At 63.8% G+C, this 18,132-nt stretch carries 17 protein-coding genes; 14 read left to right on the forward strand and 3 right to left on the reverse strand.

Features of this window, described 5'->3' with window-relative positions:
- Positions 1–51 precede the first annotated feature (51 nt).
- The 3 genes from CJEIK_RS01240 to CJEIK_RS01250 are packed head-to-tail and all read left to right on the forward strand — an operon-like array spanning position 52 to position 2,734.
- The gene (locus CJEIK_RS01240) at positions 52–858 is read left to right on the forward strand and encodes a hypothetical protein (RefSeq protein WP_005296976.1); all 807 of its coding nucleotides are present in this window, start codon (positions 52–54) and stop codon (positions 856–858) included.
- Complete coding sequence (locus CJEIK_RS01245; protein ID WP_005296973.1) at positions 855–1,535, forward strand: energy-coupling factor transporter transmembrane component T family protein; 681 nt, start codon at positions 855–857, stop codon at positions 1,533–1,535. Before CJEIK_RS01240 ends, CJEIK_RS01245 begins: the two co-directional genes overlap by 4 nt.
- Before the next feature lie 47 nt (positions 1,536–1,582).
- Positions 1,583–2,734, forward strand: coding sequence for an ATP-binding cassette domain-containing protein (locus tag CJEIK_RS01250; RefSeq protein ID WP_005296971.1), 1,152 nt, complete (start codon positions 1,583–1,585; stop codon positions 2,732–2,734).
- Here the strand turns inward: CJEIK_RS01250 and CJEIK_RS01255 are convergent.
- Positions 2,731–3,165, reverse strand: a complete 435-nt coding sequence (locus tag CJEIK_RS01255; RefSeq protein ID WP_248623877.1) for a Rieske (2Fe-2S) protein — start codon at positions 3,163–3,165, stop codon at positions 2,731–2,733. The two genes, CJEIK_RS01250 and CJEIK_RS01255, sit on opposite strands and share 4 nt — an antisense overlap.
- A 94-nt stretch (positions 3,166–3,259) precedes the next feature.
- On the opposite strand from CJEIK_RS01255, the gene purT reads away from it, so the two are divergent.
- Both purT and trhO read left to right on the forward strand, forming a co-directional pair.
- Positions 3,260–4,495 (forward strand): formate-dependent phosphoribosylglycinamide formyltransferase, encoded by a 1,236-nt coding sequence (purT, locus tag CJEIK_RS01260; protein ID WP_005296965.1) that lies wholly within the window; start codon positions 3,260–3,262, stop codon positions 4,493–4,495.
- Positions 4,496–4,511: 16 nt separating this feature from the next.
- Positions 4,512–5,444 (forward strand): oxygen-dependent tRNA uridine(34) hydroxylase TrhO, encoded by a 933-nt coding sequence (gene trhO, locus CJEIK_RS01265; protein WP_005296964.1) that lies wholly within the window; start codon positions 4,512–4,514, stop codon positions 5,442–5,444.
- A 402-nt stretch (positions 5,445–5,846) separates the two neighbouring features.
- Here the strand turns inward: trhO and CJEIK_RS01270 are convergent, their stop codons facing one another.
- The gene (locus tag CJEIK_RS01270; RefSeq protein ID WP_005296962.1) at positions 5,847–6,419 is read right to left on the reverse strand and encodes a GNAT family N-acetyltransferase; all 573 of its coding nucleotides are present in this window, start codon (positions 6,417–6,419) and stop codon (positions 5,847–5,849) included.
- Between the two features lie 44 nt (positions 6,420–6,463).
- Positions 6,464–7,885 (reverse strand): FAD-dependent oxidoreductase, encoded by a 1,422-nt coding sequence (locus CJEIK_RS01275; RefSeq protein ID WP_005296959.1) that lies wholly within the window; start codon positions 7,883–7,885, stop codon positions 6,464–6,466.
- 315 nt (positions 7,886–8,200) lie between these two features.
- On the opposite strand from CJEIK_RS01275, the gene CJEIK_RS01280 reads away from it, so the two are divergent.
- From CJEIK_RS01280 to CJEIK_RS01320, 9 genes are all read left to right on the forward strand, one after another.
- Complete coding sequence (locus tag CJEIK_RS01280) at positions 8,201–9,895, forward strand: nitrite/sulfite reductase (protein WP_005296958.1); 1,695 nt, start codon at positions 8,201–8,203, stop codon at positions 9,893–9,895.
- Positions 9,896–9,898: 3 nt separating this feature from the next.
- Positions 9,899–10,108, forward strand: a complete 210-nt coding sequence (locus CJEIK_RS01285; RefSeq protein WP_005296957.1) for a hypothetical protein — start codon at positions 9,899–9,901, stop codon at positions 10,106–10,108.
- A gap of 259 nt (positions 10,109–10,367) precedes the next feature.
- Complete coding sequence (locus tag CJEIK_RS01290; protein ID WP_005296954.1) at positions 10,368–11,168, forward strand: phosphoadenylyl-sulfate reductase; 801 nt, start codon at positions 10,368–10,370, stop codon at positions 11,166–11,168.
- On the forward strand, positions 11,165–12,079 hold the full coding sequence (cysD, locus tag CJEIK_RS01295; protein ID WP_005296951.1) for a sulfate adenylyltransferase subunit CysD: 915 nt from the start codon (positions 11,165–11,167) through the stop codon (positions 12,077–12,079). Before CJEIK_RS01290 ends, cysD begins: the two co-directional genes overlap by 4 nt.
- Positions 12,079–13,338, forward strand: coding sequence for a sulfate adenylyltransferase subunit 1 (locus CJEIK_RS01300; RefSeq protein ID WP_005296949.1), 1,260 nt, complete (start codon positions 12,079–12,081; stop codon positions 13,336–13,338). The genes cysD and CJEIK_RS01300 overlap by 1 nt, the downstream gene beginning before the upstream one ends.
- Before the next feature lies 1 nt (position 13,339).
- Entirely contained in the window at positions 13,340–14,068 is a 729-nt protein-coding gene (locus CJEIK_RS01305) for a sirohydrochlorin chelatase (protein WP_005296946.1), read from the forward strand.
- Between the two features lie 69 nt (positions 14,069–14,137).
- Positions 14,138–15,151, forward strand: a complete 1,014-nt coding sequence (locus CJEIK_RS01310; protein WP_005296943.1) for a sulfite exporter TauE/SafE family protein — start codon at positions 14,138–14,140, stop codon at positions 15,149–15,151.
- A 96-nt stretch (positions 15,152–15,247) separates the two neighbouring features.
- Positions 15,248–16,759: a phosphate acetyltransferase gene (gene pta, locus CJEIK_RS01315; protein ID WP_077536143.1), complete on the forward strand. Its 1,512-nt coding sequence runs from the start codon at positions 15,248–15,250 to the stop codon at positions 16,757–16,759.
- 95 nt (positions 16,760–16,854) lie between these two features.
- Positions 16,855–18,066, forward strand: coding sequence for an acetate kinase (locus tag CJEIK_RS01320; protein ID WP_005296939.1), 1,212 nt, complete (start codon positions 16,855–16,857; stop codon positions 18,064–18,066).
- The last annotated feature ends 66 nt before the right edge of the window (positions 18,067–18,132 follow it).

Here is an 18,132-nt window from a genome sequence, read left to right on the forward strand (position 1 = left end):
CCAGCCCGCGCCGGCCGGTATGAAAGCTAGCGAAAATTGAGGTTTCACCCCATGCGCCCCCTGTCACAAAAAGCCACTTATGTACTGCTCGGTCTAGCCGCAATCATCATTGTTGCCACCTGGCTGACCCTCGTCATCTGGCAGCCCAGCGACTCCAACTACGAGTCCCTCGCAGACTCCAAGAGCTCCACCATCGCCCTGGTCGGCTTCGTCGTTCCCGCCATCCTCGCGCTGATCGCCGTGATCCCGCGCCTGCCCGTGCGCACCCTCGCGCTCCTGCCGGTCGCCCTGGCCATCAACGTGATCCTCGGCCACATCATCGGCAACATGGGCCTGCCGCTGCCGCTGTATTTGGATTCCATCGGCACTGTGCTGGTCGGCGCCCTGGCTGGCCCGTGGGCGGGCCTGGTCACTGGCGTGCTGTCCGCCCTGGTGTGGGGCACGTTCAACCCGACGGTCGTGGGCTTCGCTGCGGCCTATGCCTTCGTCGGCGTCTGCGCTGGCCTGCTGGGCAAGTGGTGGGCCGGCGCGTATTGGAAGATCGCCCTGTCCGCGCTGGTTATCGGCTTCCTGACGGCCCTGCTCTCCGCCCCGATCGCCTCCTTCATTTTCGGCGGCACCGCAGGCACGGGCACGGGTCTGCTGGTCACGGCCTACCGCTCGCTGGGCTTTGAGCCGATGACGGCTGTTTTCCTGCAGTCCTGGACGTCCGACCCGATCGATAAGCTGATCGTGTTCACCATCATTTACCTGGTTATCCGCGCCCTGCCTCAGCGCACGCGCCGCACCTTCGCACCGGCGGGCAAGGATGGCAGCACTGCTGCCGACAACACCGCCGCAGCAGACAAGGCCGCATGAACCCACTGACCTACCTCACCCTCGCCGCCAGCGGGGTGATTTTCGTCCTCGTCGCCGATAGTCTCGCCGTGAGCGCTATCGCGTGGGGTTTGTGCGCCCTAGTGGCTCTTTTCTTCGCGACGCCCCGTCGTCCCTTCCTAGCAGCCAACCTTTTAGGGCTACCGGCCTTTATCGGCTTCGGTTTGATGTACGCCCCCTTCGGCCAGGAGCCGGGCTGGTGGATCATCACCCGCGACGGCCTCCACATCGCGCTGTCCCTCGGTAGCCGCTTCCTGGCTGCCACCACTATCGGACTCACCATCGGCAGCTTCGTAAACCTTGATCAGCTGATGCGCACCGTCCAGCCCCGCTTGCCCGCCAAGCTGGTGTACGTCGTCGGCGCGACAGCCCGGCTGCTACCACTGGCCCGCGCCCGCTGGCTGACAATCCAACAGGTCCGCGCCTCCCGCGGCGTGGACGTTTCCACCTTGGGGGCGAAGTGCCGCATGATCTTGCCGCTGATTGTCGGCATGGTGGACGATGCTGCCACTCGCGCCCGCCCGCTGCAGCGCACAGGCATCGGCGAGCCCGGTCCGCGTACCGTACTGCGCCCCGTCCCGGATACGGCCCTGGACTGGGGCGTCCGCCTACTGGCCATCGCTGCCCTGGTGGTGGGATGCTGGTGGGCAGTGCACTAGCTGGGCTGTGGGCACCAGCAAACGACCAGAAAGATCCTGTGCGAACAATGCCTTTGAATACCTTCATTTGGGGAGATAGTGGCGTCGGACTATCCGAACATGCCTGGGCGCACGCAGAAAAGACGGGCGCGGCGTGGGTTGGCAACGAGGCCAGCGCGCACATCTCCCTGCTGCGCAACACGGTCGCTGAAGAGCTCGCGTTCCCCATGGAGCAGCGCGGGGTGCCACGCGCCGAGATGCAGCAGCGCGTGGAGGCCGCCCTGCGCTTGTGGGGGTTGGAGGGCCAAGCCGAGCAGAATCCCGCCGCCCTATCCACCGGCCAGACCCGCCGCGTGGCCATCGCCGCAGCTCTGCTGGCTCGTCCCGACACGCTCGTGCTGGACTGCCCCCTCGATGGCCTGGACGCCGCCGCCGTCGACACCCTGCGCCGCACCATCGCGGACTTTCCGGGGTCCGTCACCGTTTATGATCGTGCGGGTTCGCCCTTAAGTGATGACGCCCCCTCGCACCAGCGCCTTTTAGCTGATGGCACCCTGACCGATGCCCCCGCACCGAAACCTGCCGCCGAATCGGCGGCTCCGGATAACACCAAGCAGGGGAGCACGGGGACGGCCCTGCTGGCACGGGATGCGGTTTTCCGCCGGGGTGGCGTCGGCCCCATAAACCTGGAGGTCCCCACGGGGCGGGTAGTACACCTGGCCGGGCCGAACGGGTGCGGCAAGACGACCCTATTTTTGGGCGCGCTAGGGCTGCTGAAGTACCGGGGGACGCTGCGCGCGGAAGGACTGAAGGGCTGGGCGCCCACGCAGATGGATCAGGCAGTGACCTGCCGGACCGTGGCAGAGGAATTGGCTGTGGGAGCAGGCGAGGAGCTGGCCGCAGCGGCAATTGACTTCGCCAGGTTGGGCAAATGGGCGGGTACGCATCCGTTGGACGTGCCCGCGGCGAAGCGGCGGATCGTCCTAGTAGCGGCGGCTATGGTGCGTGGCGCGGACCTGGTGATGCTGGATGAGCCGACCGTGGGGCTAGACGCGCCGGGCTACAGCGAGCTGGCGGAACTGATGCACCGCTATGTGGACGGCGAGTATGCCCGGCTAATCGGGAGAGGCGGAGCGGGCGCGCCGACGGTGCTGTGGACCTGCCATGATGCGCGCTTCGCAGCGCAGGTCAGTGACCTGCGGATTGATATGGCTGGCTAGTCCGTAATTTCGATCGAGTCGCCATTGCGCTCGACCTTCTTGGCGGGGGTCATCGGATCGCGCGAAGGACCTTCCACTACGTCGCCCGTAGCGACGTCGAACTTGGACATGTGCTTCGGGCAGACCGCTACGGTGACGTCCCCGGACTTCTCAATCGAGTTGATGGTGCCGCCGGCGTGCGGGCAAGTGGTAGAAAACGCCTTGTACTCGTTCTCACCGGGGCGAGAGAGCACCCAGCCGTCTAGGATCGTCGCGCCGCCGACCTCCAAGTCCGCGGCATCGGCCTTCGCCACAACTTCCTCACTAGCGCAGGCAGCCAGCAGGGCGCCGGAGGCGGTGGCAGCAGTAGCTACTGCCACGCCGCGCAGAAAAGAGCGGCGGGAACAAGGCAGGGAGCTGTGACGCTGGAGGTTCGGCTGCATTTCACTCATAAAATAGATCATTCCATCAGGTCGCACGGGCTACAAGCCCGCGCGCGGCGGGGCTAGCAGCGTAAATATGTGGGCATAAGTAAGGTGAAAGACTATGTACACTCCCGAGGCAATTGGCACTCCACTGACACCTTCCTCCCTAGAGGTTCTTCTGCTCGGCGCCAGCGAGCTGGGGCGGGAGCTCGCCATCGCTCTGCAACGCCTGGGCGTGGAGGTGCACGCTGCGGACCGCTACGCCGGCGCGCCCGCACACCTTGTGGCGAACAAGGCCCACGTGTTGGACATCCACGACGGCGATGCCATCCGCCAGCTGGTTCGCGAGGTCGGCCCGCACTTCGTCGTCCCGGATTCCGAGACCATTCCCGCCGATGTACTCCAGGAGCTAGAGGCCGACGAAGTGGCCTCTGTTGTGCCGACAGCCCTGGCCAACCGTCTGACCATGAACCGCGAAGGCATCCGCACCTTCGCTCACGACAAGTTGGGCCTGCCGAACAGTGCTTTCCGTTTCGCCTCCACCGCCGACGAGCTCGCCCGCGCCGCCGAGGAAATCGGCTACCCGTGTGTGGTCAAGCCCGTCATGAGTAGCTCCGGCGCAGGCCAAAGCTACGTCGGGGGAGTAGACGAACTAGAAGCAGCCTGGAACGCGGCGCTGAAGCATTCCCGCACCAACGCCCAGCGGGTCATGGTCGAGCAGTACATCCCCTTTGACTATGAAGTCACCATCCTGGCCGTGCGCTCCATCGACCCCGCCACCGGTCGAGAGGCCACTTGGTTCTGCGAGCCCATCGGCCACCGCCAGGACCGCGGCGACTACGTGGAATCCTGGCAGCCCGCGCACATGTCCGAGGACGCGCTGGATACCGCTCGCAGCATCGCCGCCCGCATCGCCACCGCCTTGGGGGGCCGCGGAGTGTACGGCGTGGAGCTGTTCGTCAAGGGCGATGACGTCTACTTCTCCGAGGTCAGTCCCCGCCCGCACGATACCGGCATGGTTACCCTCGGCACCCAGCGGTTCTCTGAATTCGATTTGCACGCACGTGCCATCCTTGGGATGCCGATCGATACCACGCTGATCTCCCCGGGGGCCTCCGCGGTTATCCGCTGCGAGGATAAACATGACGGCGATATCGAATACGTGGGCGTCAATAAGGCAATGGCAGTAGAAGAAGCCAACGTCTACCTATTCGGCAAGCCCCGGGCACTCACGCGGCGGCGAATGGGAGTGGCAGTAGCCACCGCCGAAGACATCAACCAGGCCCGGCAGCGCGCCGAAGAAGCCGCCGGGTACATCGAGGTGCGCCCGACGGTTTTCGCAGAAGGCGGGCAGTAGACCTAAAATCCGAGGTATGGGACATAGCGCAACCGACCTCAACGAAACTCGAATTCTGCTGTACTACTGCTTCACCCCGATCGACGACCCGACCGCGGTGATGCTGTGGCAGCGTGCGCTATGCGAACAGCTGGAGCTTAAAGGCCGCATCCTCATCAGTAAGCACGGCATCAATGGCACTGTTGGTGGATCGCTGGCCAGCTGTAAGCAATACGTGCGCCGCACTCGCGAGTTCCCTGGATTCAAGAAGATGGAGTTCAAGTGGTCCGCGGGATCTGCGGACGACTTCCCGCGCCTGTCCGTGAAGGTACGCGACGAGATCGTGGCCTTCGGCGCTCCCGATGAGCTGAAGGTGGACGAGAACGGTGTGATTGGCGGCGGTGTGCACCTGAAGCCGGAGGAAGTGAACAAGCTGGTGGAGGAGCGGGGCGACGAGGTCGTCTTCTTCGACGGGCGCAACGCCATGGAGGCGGAGATCGGCAAGTTCAAAAATGCCATCGTGCCCGATGTGCGCACCACCCACGACTTCATCAGCGAGATTGAATCCGGAAAGTACGACGACCTGAAGGACAAGCCAGTCGTCACGTACTGCACGGGCGGTATCCGCTGTGAAATCCTGAGCTCGCTGATGAAGAACCGCGGGTTCGAGGAGGTTTACCAGATCGACGGCGGAATCGTCCGCTACGGCGAAAAGTACGGGGACAAGGGCCTTTGGGAAGGTTCCCTGTATGTTTTCGACGGGCGCATGCACATGGAATTTAGTGATGACGCCGCTACGCTGGGCCGCTGCCGGGCATGTGGGCACGCGACCAACGACTTCCACAACTGCGTGAACGAACAGTGCCGCGAGCAGATCCTGCTGTGCGAAGAATGCGCCGCGGACCCGGAGAGCGCGACGTGCGGGCGCAAGGAGTGCGCCGAGGTCGCGGCGGAGATGGTGGCGCGGTAGTGGCGGGGTGCCGGCGGGGATAGGGGAAATGTCGCCGCTGGGCGGGGGAATGTCGCTAGAACGGGAATACGTGCCGCCCCGTGGGAGGTAATTCCCCGTTGGGTGGGGTAAATGTCGCTAGAACGGGAATACGTGCCGCCCCGTGGGTAGAAATGTCGCCGCTGGGTGGGGGAATGTCGCTAGAACGGGAATACGTTAATAGCAATGAGTGTCGAAAATGTAAATCTGCAGTTCAGAGGCTTGTGAGAATTTGAGGAGGCCAGCGCGCGCTGACGTATTCTCGTTCTAACGACATTCACGCCTCCACGCGCGCGGTTGAACCGCTGTGGAGAGGTGGCGCGGTAGAAAAAGTGCGCCGAGTTCGCGGCGGAGATGGTGGCGCGGTAGCGGCGGGGTGCCGGGCTAGAGTTTCAGCTCCATAGTGACGTGGGGGATGCCCTCCTCGTCGAAAGGCTCGCCGACCGGCTGGAAGCCGAACCTCGCGTAGAAGTCCTGCGCCTGTGTCTGGGCGTTTAGGGAAACGCGGGCGACCTGAGTGGTCGGGTCTAGAGCGGCGGCGCGGCCCTTGCAGACCTCTAGGGCCTGCTCCATGATCTGGGTAGCGATGCCACGCCCGCGGACATCCTGGGCCACACACATACGGCCAATGTGCTGGTCATCCGGCTTGCCATACACGCGCGCCGTGCCCACCAGGCGCAGGGGAGATCCCGGATCCGGCTGACCGAAGGGGTACTCCGGGCCGCTGCCTGGGTGGATGTATGCCAGCACGTGGTGGGTGTTCGGGTGCGGGTCGATGTCGTCGATCTCCGCGAAGGGGGTTTGCTGCTCGTGGACGAACACGTCCACGCGCAGCTTGTACAGCGGGTGCAGCTGCTGAGCGGGCATCGCTAGCAGCGCGCGCCCGGTGAAGTGAACATCCGGGAACTCGGCGGCGCCAGAGGCTGAGCTGGCGGCGGGGGAGGGGGTGTTGGCCACAGTCTTCGGTGTCCTTGCCTAGTGTCTTTGCAGAGAGTCCGTATTCAGACGTTCTTGCCCTGGGAGTGGCGCAGCATCTCGTCCCACTCGCGCACCTTCTTACGCTCGCGGCCTTCTGCCTCGCCGAGCTCGCGCTCGTGCTTATCCAGGCTGTACCAGCCTTCCCACGTGGTGTGGGCGATGCCCTTCTCCTCGAGGAAAGCCTCGACGGCCTCCAGATCCGGCTTCTCCGGGTTAAAGCCGATGCCGTTGGCAGCATCCTCCAGCAGGTTGGCGACGGCCTCGTTGGCGTCACCCTTCGTGTTACCGATCAGGCCGACCGGGCCACGGCGGACCCAGCCGGTGGTGTAGACACCGGTCAGGCGCTCGCGCTTCTCTGCCTCCGGGTCGGCGGAACCCGGAACGCCAGCGATTCCATCGGCGGTCGGTCCCTCAGTTAGCACGCGGCCACCGACGTTCGGAAGCACGTTCTGACGCTCATCCCACGGCAGGCCCGGCTGCTCGTCGGACTTGTAGCCCACGGCGCGGTAGACCGCGCCGACCGGCCACTCGGTGAGCTTGCCGGTGCCAGAGACAGAGCCATCGCCATTGAGCTCGGTTCGTTCGGTGACGAATGCGGTCACGCGGCCTTCGGCGTCAGTCTTAACCTCAACCGGGGACTCGAAGAAGTGGATGTAGAGCTTGTGCGGAGCGCCCTTCGGGTCGGCGATGGCGTACTGCTCCAGGCGGGTGCAGACCATGTCCTGAATCTTGGACGCGCGGCGGGCCTCCTCGGAACCCTCGTCGTACTGGATGTCCTCCGGGTCGATAACGATCTCGATCGTGTCGGAATCGTTGAGCTCCTTCAGCTCCAGCGGGGTGAACTTAGCCTGCGCCGGGCCACGGCGGCCGAAGACGTGGATTTCCTTGGCCTGGTTCTCCTTCAGGGAGTCGTAAACGTTGTCCGGGATCTCGGTGACCTTCAGCTCCTCGCCGGTCTTAGCCAGCACGCGGGCGACGTCCAGGCCGACGTTGCCCACGCCGACGACGGCGACGGAGTCTGCGGACAGGTCCCACTTGTCCTCGAAGTACGGGTTGGCATCGTAGAAGCCGACGAACTCGCCGGCACCGATGGTGTGCTCGCCGCCGGGGATGTTCAGCGGGCGGTCGTCGGTGGCGCCGGTGGCGTAGATAACCGCATCGTAGAACTGCTTGAGCTCGTCGACGGTGATGTCCTCACCGACGTTGATGTTGCCGAACAGTCGGATCTCGGGCTTATCCATCACCTTGTGGAGGGACTTGATGATGCCCTTAATGCGCGGGTGGTCGGGGGCAACGCCGTAGCGGATCAGGCCGAAGGGGGCCGGCATGCGCTCGTAAATGTCGACGCTGACGTCGGCCTCAGACTTCGTCAGCGCGTCGGAGGCGTAGATGCCTGCCGGGCCGGAGCCGATGACTGCAATGCGAAGAGGGCGATTCTCGGGCATGTCAGGTGAAAATCCTTCTTATTCGGGTTGTACTTCGGTTATTGGGTAAACCGCGGTGCTGAGCTCGCGCGGTGCGGTTTGTCGCTGCGCCGCGTGAACCGCATAAAGCGTTCGAACTGCTCATGAATTTACACATTCTAATGTAGCGAAATTCCACGCAGGGTCGCTAAATCGGGTCACCGCGGGTAACTCCCCGAACTATAGACAACTCTGTCTATAAAAATCAACATTTCGCTTGAATTTGGGCGAGAACCCATCTAGGCTGAACCGGGCAATGTAGACAGACAGATCAGTCTAGACGGAATTTGAGGCACCATGAGCACCGGAACGAGCACCGAGGAAAAGCCAGCGCGCCCGCGCCGCAAGAAGCAGCGCAAGCCACAGGGGCAATGGGCTGTGGACGGCCGCGAGCCGCTCAACGACGACGAGCGGGTAAAGCAGGAAGATCCTGGAATTAGTGTGATGCAGCGCATCCGCGACATCTATTCCAAGGAGGGCTTCGACTCGATCCCCGCTGAGGACCTCGCGCCGCGCTTCAAGTGGGTTGGCATGTATACCCAGCGCAAGCAGGGGCTCGACGGTGAGAAGACGTCGACCCTGACCAACACGGAGCTGCAGGACAACTACTTTATGATGCGCATCCGCCTGGATGGCGGCGTGGTTAGCTCCGAGGGGCTACGCACCATCGGCGAGATCTCCGAAAAGTACGCGCGCAATACCGCCGACTTCACCGACCGCCAAAACGTGCAGCTGCACTGGATACGCATCGAAGATGTGCCGACTATCTGGGACGAGCTGGCGAAGGTCGGCCTGGATTCCTTCTTTGGATGCGGCGACGTCCCGCGCGTCATTCTCGGCTCCCCGGTCGCGGGCATTGCCAAGGATGAAATCATCGACGGCCGCCCGGCTATCGAGAAGATTAAGAAGGAGCTGCTGCCGGACCCCGAGTTCGGCAACCTGCCGCGCAAGTTCAAGTCCGCGATCTCCGGCCACGCCCGCCAGGACGTAACCCATGAGATCCAGGACCTCGCCTTCATCGGCTCCGAGCACCCGGAGCACGGCCCCGGCTTCGACGTCTGGGTCGGCGGTGGTCTGTCTACCAATCCGATGCTCGCCCAGCGCCTGGGCGTGTGGGTTCCGATCGACGAGGTTCCCGAAGTCTGGGCTGGCGTGGTTCGTATCTTCCGCGATTACGGCTACCGCCGCATGCGCAACCGCGCCCGACTGAAGTTCCTGGTGGCCGACTGGGGTGTAGAGAAGTTCCGCGAGGTTCTGGAAAACGAGTACCTCAAGCGCCCACTACTGGACGGTCCGGAGCCGGAAGAGTATCCGGGCTACCGCGACCACGTCGGCCTGCACGAGCAGAAGGATGGCCGCTTCTACCTGGGTGTTAAACCCACTGTCGGTCACACCGATGGCAAGCAGCTGCAGCAACTGGCCGACCTGGCGGAAAAGCATGGCACCACCAACATTCGCACCACCCCGGACAAGGAGCTGCTGTTCCTGGATCTAGAGCGCGAGGCTGCGGAGGCGCTAGCTGCAGACCTGGAGGAACTCGGCCTGTCCGCCAAGCCCTCGGCCTTCCGTCGCGACATCATCTCCTGCACCGGTCTGGAGTTCTGCAAGCTCGCACACGTCGTCACCAAGCAGCGCGCCATCGCCCTGGTGGATGAGCTGGAGGATCGCCTGGGTGACCTCGACGTGCCGCTGAAGATTAGCCTCAACGGCTGCCCGAATTCCTGTGCTCGCACCCAGGTGGCGGATATCGGCCTGTCTGGCAAGATCCTCACCACCGACGAGGGGGAGCGCGTGGAGGGCTTCCAGGTGCACCTCGGCGGAACCATTGGTCTGGAGCCGCACTTCGGCAAGAAGGTGCGCGGCAACCAGGTCTTTTCCAAGGATCTCGGTGACTATGTGGTGCGAGTGGTGGAGAACTTCAAGTCTCACCGCACCGAGGGCGAGGAGTTCCGCGATTGGGTTGTCCGCGCCGACGATGAGCTGCTGGTGTAGTTGATGAGTGTTCCGGATAAAGACTCTCTGCCGAGCGTGAACGAGCAGGTCGGCGGCCGTGTGGGGCACCCGAATGCCCGTCGCGCGACAGTGAACAACTGCCCCTACTGCATGTCTCAGAACCTGTTCCCGGATGCGGAGACCGACAATGCCTGGCAGTGCCGCGAGTGTATGCGGGTGTTCTCCGTCAAATTCCACGGACAGCTTCTGTAGCAGACCCTTTATTGACTCACTGATTTATTGACGCCCCCAGCCCCCACTCCTGAGGGGTTGTTCGTGGCCTTTGTGCAGGTCGCGGTGGTGTGGCGTCACAAATAATCCTGAACCCGGTTGTAGGGATGGACAGATTGGTCTATTGTGGTGAAAGCCATAACAGACCGATCGGTCTGTCTAGGGAATAGCTAAGAGTTCCCCCGAGTTCTTAAGAAGCACACTTCGACAAATTAGACATCAACCCCGAGAAGAGGAGCTCATGAGCCTGGTAGATGCGACCGGCCTGCTCGGCGGGAATTCGGATGACTTCCGAGACCCCGCCGAGAGTCCGCAGGGTGCGCCAACCAAGACCACACCGCTGAGCGACGAAGAGAGAGCCGCTAACGAGCAGCTCGTCGCCGAGTGGAACGACAAGCTAGAAGGCGCCAGCGCTGAAGAGATCATGGAATGGGTAGCCGAGCACGTGCCCGGCAAGGTTGCCGTGACCATGTCCATGCAGGACACCGTCCTGGCTGAGCTGGCGGAAGGCCGCCTGGCAGAAGACCGTGCAGAGCTGGTGTTCCTGGATACCGGCTATCACTTTGCCGAAACGCTCGAGACCCGCGATAAGGTCCAGCAGCGCTACAACCTGCCGCTGGAGAACATCACCCCGGTCCTCAACCGCGAGGAGCAGGACAAGGTCTACGGCCCGCGCCTGTACTCCCGCGACAACACCGCCTGCTGCCGCATGCGCAAGGTCGAGCCGTTGGCCCGAATGCTGAACCCCTTCAACGCCTGGATCACCGGCGTGCGCCGCGTAGACAACGCCCTGCGCGCCAACACCCCGGTGCTGGACGTGGACCGCACCGGGCGGCTGAAGATCAACCCCATCGTCGCCTGGAGCGACGAGGACGTGGAGGCGTACATCAACGACCACGACCTGATCATCAACCCCTTGACCAAGCAGGGCTACCCGTCGATCGGCTGCGAAACCTGCACCTTGCCAGTTGCCCCAGGACAGGACCCCCGATCCGGCCGCTGGGCCGGCTCCAACAAGACAGAATGCGGACTTCACACATGAGCAATGAAAACACCACCGCCCTCTCGCCGCACCTGGCGAGCCTCGAGGCGGAAGCAATCGAGATCCTGCGCGAAGTAGCAGGCCAGTTCGACCGCCCCGCGCTGCTGTTTTCCGGCGGCAAGGATTCCGTCGTCGTCCTGGAGCTAGCGAAGCGCGCCTTCCACCCCGCACCGGTTCCCTTCGAACTGGTGCACGTGGATACCGGCCACAACTTCCCGGAGGTCATCGAGTTCCGCGACAAGATCGCCGCGGACCCGAAGGTGACCCTGCACGTAGCCGCCGTCCAGGACTGGATCGACAGCGGTGCCATCCAGGAACGCCCGGACGGTACCCGCAACCCACTGCAGACCGTGCCGCTGGTGGAGACCATCCAGAACCGCGGCTACGACGCGGTGCTCGGCGGCGCCCGCCGCGACGAGGAGAAGGCCCGCGCCAAGGAGCGCGTGTTCTCCGTGCGCGATAGCTTCGGCGGCTGGAACCCGCGCCGCCAGCGACCCGAGCTGTGGGGCCTGTACAACGGCCGCCACCAGGTGGGCGAGAACATCCGCGTGTTCCCGATCTCCAACTGGACCGAAGCCGACGTGTGGGACTACATCCGCGACCGCGACGTTGAGGTCCCGGCGATCTACTACTCCCACCAGCGCGAGGTCTTTAACCGCAACGGAATGTGGCTGACCCCGGGCGAGTGGGGTGGCCCGAAGGAAGGCGAGGAGCTCGTCGAAAAGACCGTGCGCTACCGCACCGTCGGCGACATGAGCTGCACCGGCGCCGTCCTTTCCACCGCCACGACCATCGAGGACGTGATCGACGAAATCCGCCAATCCACCACCACCGAGCGCGGCGCCACCCGTGCCGACGACAAGCTCAGTGAGTCCTCCATGGAGGATCGCAAGAAGGAAGGTTACTTCTGATGTCCACCAACCTGCCGACCCTCCGCCTGTGCACCGCCGGCTCCGTCGACGACGGCAAGTCCACCTTCGTGGGCCGCTTGCTGCACGATACGAAGTCCATCCTGGCCGACCAGTATGAGTCCGTAGAGCGCGTTTCCAACGCCAAGGGCCTGGAGAACCCGGATCTGTCGCTTCTGGTCGATGGTCTGCGTGCCGAGCGCGAACAGGGCATCACCATCGATGTGGCCTACCGTTACTTCGCCACCGACAAGCGCAGCTTCATCCTGGCCGACACCCCGGGGCACGTGCAGTACACGCGCAACACCGTCACGGGCCTGTCCACCTCGGAGCTCGTCATTGTTCTGGTTGACGCCCGCAACGGCGTGATCGAGCAGACCCGTCGCCACCTGACCGTGGCTGCGATGATGAAGATCTCCCACGTTATCGTGGCCGTGAACAAGATCGACGCGGTCGATTTCAGCGAGCAGGTCTTCAATGATGTGAAGTCCGACGTGGATGCGCTGGTCTCCGAGCTGGGTCTGGCGCACGTCGACGTCATTCCGACCTCCGCGCTGCTGGGCGATAATGTCGTCGAACGCAGCCAGAACACCCCCTGGTACACGGGCCCGTCCGTGCTGGAGATCCTGGAGACCACCGAGCCGGCGAAGAACATCGCTGACGTGGAGCGCGGCCTGCGCTTCCCGATCCAGATCGTCATCCGCGACCACGCCACCGACCACCGTGGCTACGCAGGCCGCATCACCGCGGGCAAGGTGTCCGTCGGCGATAAGGTGCTGGCCGATGGCCGCGAGGCGATCATCGAGGGCATCGACGGCCCGGCAGGGGAGCAGCAGACCGCCACCCGCGGCGAGTCCGTCTCCCTGCGCCTGGACCGCGACATTGACCTGTCTCGCGGGGACATCATCGCCGCCTCCGACCTGCCGGAGCCTCAGCAGTCCTTCACTGCAACGGTCTTCCACCTGTCCGAGACCCCGGTGCGCCTGCGCAGCAATGTGCTGGTGCGTTACGGCACCGCGCTGGTGCGCGGCCGCGTGGATGAGGTCATCCGTCGCGTGGACATCTCCGGCCGCAACCGCAGCGAGGAGGAGATCGCCCACGGTAGCGCCGACGAGCTGGCCCTCAACGACATCGCGGAGGTGCGCGTGACGGTGGCCGAGCCGCTGCCCGTCGAAACCTACCGCCGCGGCGGTCGCGTGGGTTCCCTGCTGCTGATCAACCCCGGTAGTGGCGACACCCTGACCGCAGGTCTGGTGAACTAACATGACTCGGCCGGCACCCATCATCTGCTTGGCGCATGGATCCCGCCACCCGCAGGCGGACCAGGCGGTCTTCGAGATCGCCGAGCGCATTTCCGAAAGCACTGGGCTGCCGGCCTTCGCCGCCTTCCTGGACTTCCACCCCGCCACCCTCACGACGGTCGCCCACCGCGTTGTCGCGGCCGGCTACTCGGAGGCGGTAGTGGTTCCTTTGCTGTTCACGCAGGCTTTCCACGCTCGCTTCGACGTTCCTGCCGCAATTGCTGAGGCCGTTGACTCTATTGACGCCACCTCGTCCGCCCGCCTGACCCTCCACCTCACTGATGGCTTGGGAACCGGTGCGGACATGGAGGAGCTGGTTGCCGACTTCACGGCCCAGTACCTCGCTGGCAGTAGTGCTGACAGCACTGACAAGCTCGCGCTGTACTCCGTGGGCTCCAGCCAGCCGGGTGCGAACGAGGCCGTCGCCGAGTTCGCCGGCCGCGTCGGCGCCCGCCTGAACATGCGCAGCACCCGCGCCTTCGTCGCCACCGGTAACAACCCGGGCTGCGACACGGAGGCGCTGCTGAAATTCGCAGATGAACGCACCGTCACCGTCCCGCTGTTCGTCAGCCCCGGCCTGCTATGGGACAAGGCCAAGATCCGAATGCCAAATGGCTGGAAGTGTACGCGCCACCTCGGTGACGCCGTAGCCCCAGTCGTCATCAACCGCGCCTGTCGCGCCCTGCAATAAGCGCACTAGTCGCTCTAGCCCTTCTACCACTCACAGATAGCCCTCATAGACAGCAAGGACTAACCCCTCATGAAGATCTTGATTTTTGCCCTCGTTGGCGTGGCCGCCCAGTTGGTCGACGGCGCACTGGGCATGGCATTCGGCATCACCGCAACCACCCTGTTGATTTTCTCCGGCCTGGGCCCCGCCCACGCCTCCGCCGCTATTCACTTGGCAGAAGTCGGTACCACGTTGTTCTCCGGCCTGTCTCACTGGCGACTGAAGAATGTCCACTGGCCGACCGTACTGGCTCTCGGCGTACCGGGCGCGATCGGCGCATTCATGGGCGCCTACGTGCTCAGCAACCTTTCGACCAAGGCAGCCGAGCCGGTTGTGTCCACCCTCCTGGTGCTGCTCGGCTCCTACGTCCTAGTACGCAGTGTGGCCGTGCCGTGGAAAAAGAACGAAGATACCCAGCCGGTATCCACCACCCGCCGCTCCCGCTTCGGCCTGGCAGGGCTGGGCTTGGCCGGTGGTTTCCTGGATGCCTCCGGTGGCGGTGGCTGGGGGCCGGTTACAACCTCCACCCTCATGAGTGTGGGCAAGGCCGAGCCGCGTCGCATCATCGGCACGGTGAACACTGCCGAGTTCCTGGTCGCAATCTCCGCCACCGCTGGCTTCGTTACCGGCATGGGGTCGGAACTGGCGGACAACTGGCAGCCAGTCGTCGGCCTGCTGGTCGGCGGCGCCATCGCCGCACCGATCGCCGCGTGGATCGTAACTATTATGAAGCCAGAAGTGCTTGGTGGAGTTGTCGGCGGCTTGCTGATGCTGCTGAACTCCAGCCGCCTGGTGAACTACTTCGGCTTCCTCGGCGTGGTCGCCGTCATCCTGATCGGCCTGGCCGTGATCGTCGCCCTCGTCGTCGTGCGCAAGCGCTCCCTGCTGGAACGCTCCCTGACCGGGGACGATGCACCGGAAGACTCCCAACAGGCCACCGCGGAAAGCGATGTGGAGGCCACCTCGGGCCGGACAAGTGGGCGTCACTACGAAGGAGAGGGAACGAAGGTACAACAGCGCGAGAAAGAACGCGCCAGGGGGTAGGACGAGGGCGAATCTTCCGTGTAGACCTCGCCACCTAGGGGCTGCCAAGGCACAATGGAAGTGAACTGAAACTCCATTGAGGAAGGTATGTGATCTGTGTCTATCGCGTCGTCTACTGCGTCCCGAGGAACTGGCACGAACGCCGTCATCTCACCGATAGCGAGCGCAGCCGCGCGCCGCTCTGACATCTTGGAGGCGCTGGGGGAGGCAGAGGCAGTCGACATCTTCGACACCATCCGCCCTTCCGCACCCGACTTTGCCGCTGCCCTCGACGCGGCCTACGGCGCTCAAGCCAGTGCCAGTGCCAGTGCAGGAGCTGGCGCCGTGCTGCTCGGCACCGGCGAGATCAACTTCGACTCGCGCCTCGCCGCCGCCGCGGGTGCCTCCCACTACCTGCTCGCGGGCAGCCCGGCGGATGCCACGGCGCTGCAATTGGCCTCCGGGCAGCTCGTCCGCTCCGGCCGTAAGCCTGCCGGTATCTCTTTTATTGACGCCAACGCCTCCGCAGGTGCCGCCGCAGCGAACGCCGTCGAGGCGGAGGGGCAGGCGATTCGCCACATCGCGCTGGAAGGCATTGCGGAAGCAGCTGCCGGCACCAATGGGGAGAGCGCTGCTAAGGAGCCGGTGATTGGTCCGGAGCTTTTCGAGCGCAACCTGCTTATAAAGGCCCGCGAGAAGGATGCACACATCGTGCTGCCGGAAGGTGACGACGACCGCATCCTCACCGCTGCTGACCAGCTGCTGCGCGCCAAGGTATGTCGGCTGACCATTCTGGGTAACCCGGACGAGATTGCCGGCCGTGCCAAGGAGCTGGGGTTGGACCTGTCCGGCGCCACGCTGACCGACCCGAGCGAAGACAACCAGTTGGAGGAGTTTGCCACCGAGTTCGCCGAGCTGCGCAAGCACAAGGGGATCACGCTGGAGCAGGCGCGGGAGACGATGCAAGACATCAGCTACTACGCCACGATGATGGTCCACAAGGGCATCGCCGACGGCATGGTTTCTGGCGCGGCCCACACGACCGCACACACCATTAAGCCCTCGTTCCAGATCATCAAGACCGCACCGGGAGCGTCGGTGGTCAGCTCCATCTTCCTGATGGTCATGGATGGTGTGCTGTGGGCATTTGGCGACTGTGCCGTGAACCCGAACCCTACTTCCGACCAGCTGGCAGAGATCGCCGCCGTGTCCGCCAAAACCGCCGCGCAGTTCGGCATTGAGCCAAAGGTAGCGATGCTGAGCTACTCCACCGGAACCTCCGGTGCAGGCGAGGACGTGGAGGCAGTCGCCGCCGCCGTGAAGAAGGCTCAGGAGGACAACCCGGATCTGCCGCTGGATGGTCCGCTGCAGTTCGATGCCGCAGTGGTGGAATCCGTCGGCCAGAAGAAGCTGCCGGGCTCTGACGTGGCCGGGCAGGCAACCGTGTTCGTGTTCCCGGACCTGAACTGCGGAAACATTACCTACAAGGCGGTTCAGCGCACCGCCGACGCATTGGCTGTGGGGCCGATCCTGCAGGGGCTGAACAAGCCGGTGAATGACCTCTCGCGTGGCGCGACCGTGCCAGACATTGTAAACACCGTGGCGATTACGGCAATCCAGGCCAACTAGCCGGAACGTCGGCGATCGAGGCGCGAACCACCCCGCCCCCGCTGGCCGAGCGGCAAAGGTGCCAACAGAAGAAGAGAAAAGAAGAGAGAAGAATCGTGACCAAGTACGTACTCGTCCTTAATTCGGGCTCTAGCTCCATCAAATTCCAAGTCCTCGACCCGGAGGCAAACGCGACGGCGGACCCGTTTGTCTCCGGCATCGTCGAGAAGATCGGCGAGAAGAAGGGGCACATCCAGATTCAGACTGAAACGTCGAAGATGGAAGACAATCGCCCTATCCTCAGTCACTCTGTTGGCCTAGAACGCGCCTTCGGCATGATGACGCTACTGGGCGTCGGTCCCCAAGACCTAGACCTGGTAGCAGCAGGGCACCGCGTGGTCCACGGTGGCGCGACGTTCACAGAGCCCGTGCTGATCGACGACGAGGTGATTGAGCAGCTCAAGGAGCTCATCCCGCTGGCGCCGCTGCACAACCCCGCCAACATCGACGGCATCGAGAACGCCCGCGCGCTGCTGGAACACGTTCCGCACGTGGCCGTGTTCGATACCGCGTTCTTCTCCACGCTGCCGGAACACGCTGCGAACTACGCCATCAAGAAGGACATCGCTGACGAGTACAACATCCGCCGCTACGGCTTCCACGGCACCAGCCACGAGTACGTCTCTTCCAAGGTGCCGGACCTACTGGGCAAGCCCGCCGAGGAAATCAACCAGATTACCCTGCACCTGGGCAACGGTGCCTCGGCCGCCGCGATTCGTGGCGGGGAGGCTGTAGATACGACGATGGGATTGACGCCACTAGCCGGTCTGGTGATGGGCACCCGTTCCGGCGACATTGATCCGGGCATTATTTTCCACCTGGCGCGCTCCGGCGGGATGACGGTGGATCAGGCGGATAAGCTGTTGAACCGCGAGTCCGGTCTGAAGGGTATGGCTGGCGTGAACGATTTCCGCGAGCTGAAAACCTTGATCGAGGACGGCGATGAAAATGCTCAGCTGGCCTACGACGTGTACATCCACGCGCTGCGTCGCTTCATTGGGTCTTACATGCTGATCCTCGGTGGCGTGGACGCGATTGTATTCACCGCAGGCGTGGGCGAGAATGCGGTGCAGGTGCGCCGCGATGCAATGGCTGACCTGCAGAACTTTGGCATTGAGATCGACGAGGCCCGGAATGAGAACTCTGAGGGTATTGTCGGCGCGCGAGAAATCTCGACCGACGATTCCAAGGTGAAGGTTTACGTGGTTCCGACGAATGAGGAGCTGGCGATCGCGCGCCAGGCGACTGCGCTGGCCGAGCAGCAGTAGGGGGGGCTGCCTGGGCTAACCTTGGCCTGCTGGGGCGCTGGGATTTGGGTGTCCGCTGGGGCTGAA

Source organism: Corynebacterium jeikeium, from assembly GCF_028609885.1.
Taxonomy (GTDB): Bacteria; Actinomycetota; Actinomycetes; order Mycobacteriales; family Mycobacteriaceae; genus Corynebacterium; species Corynebacterium jeikeium.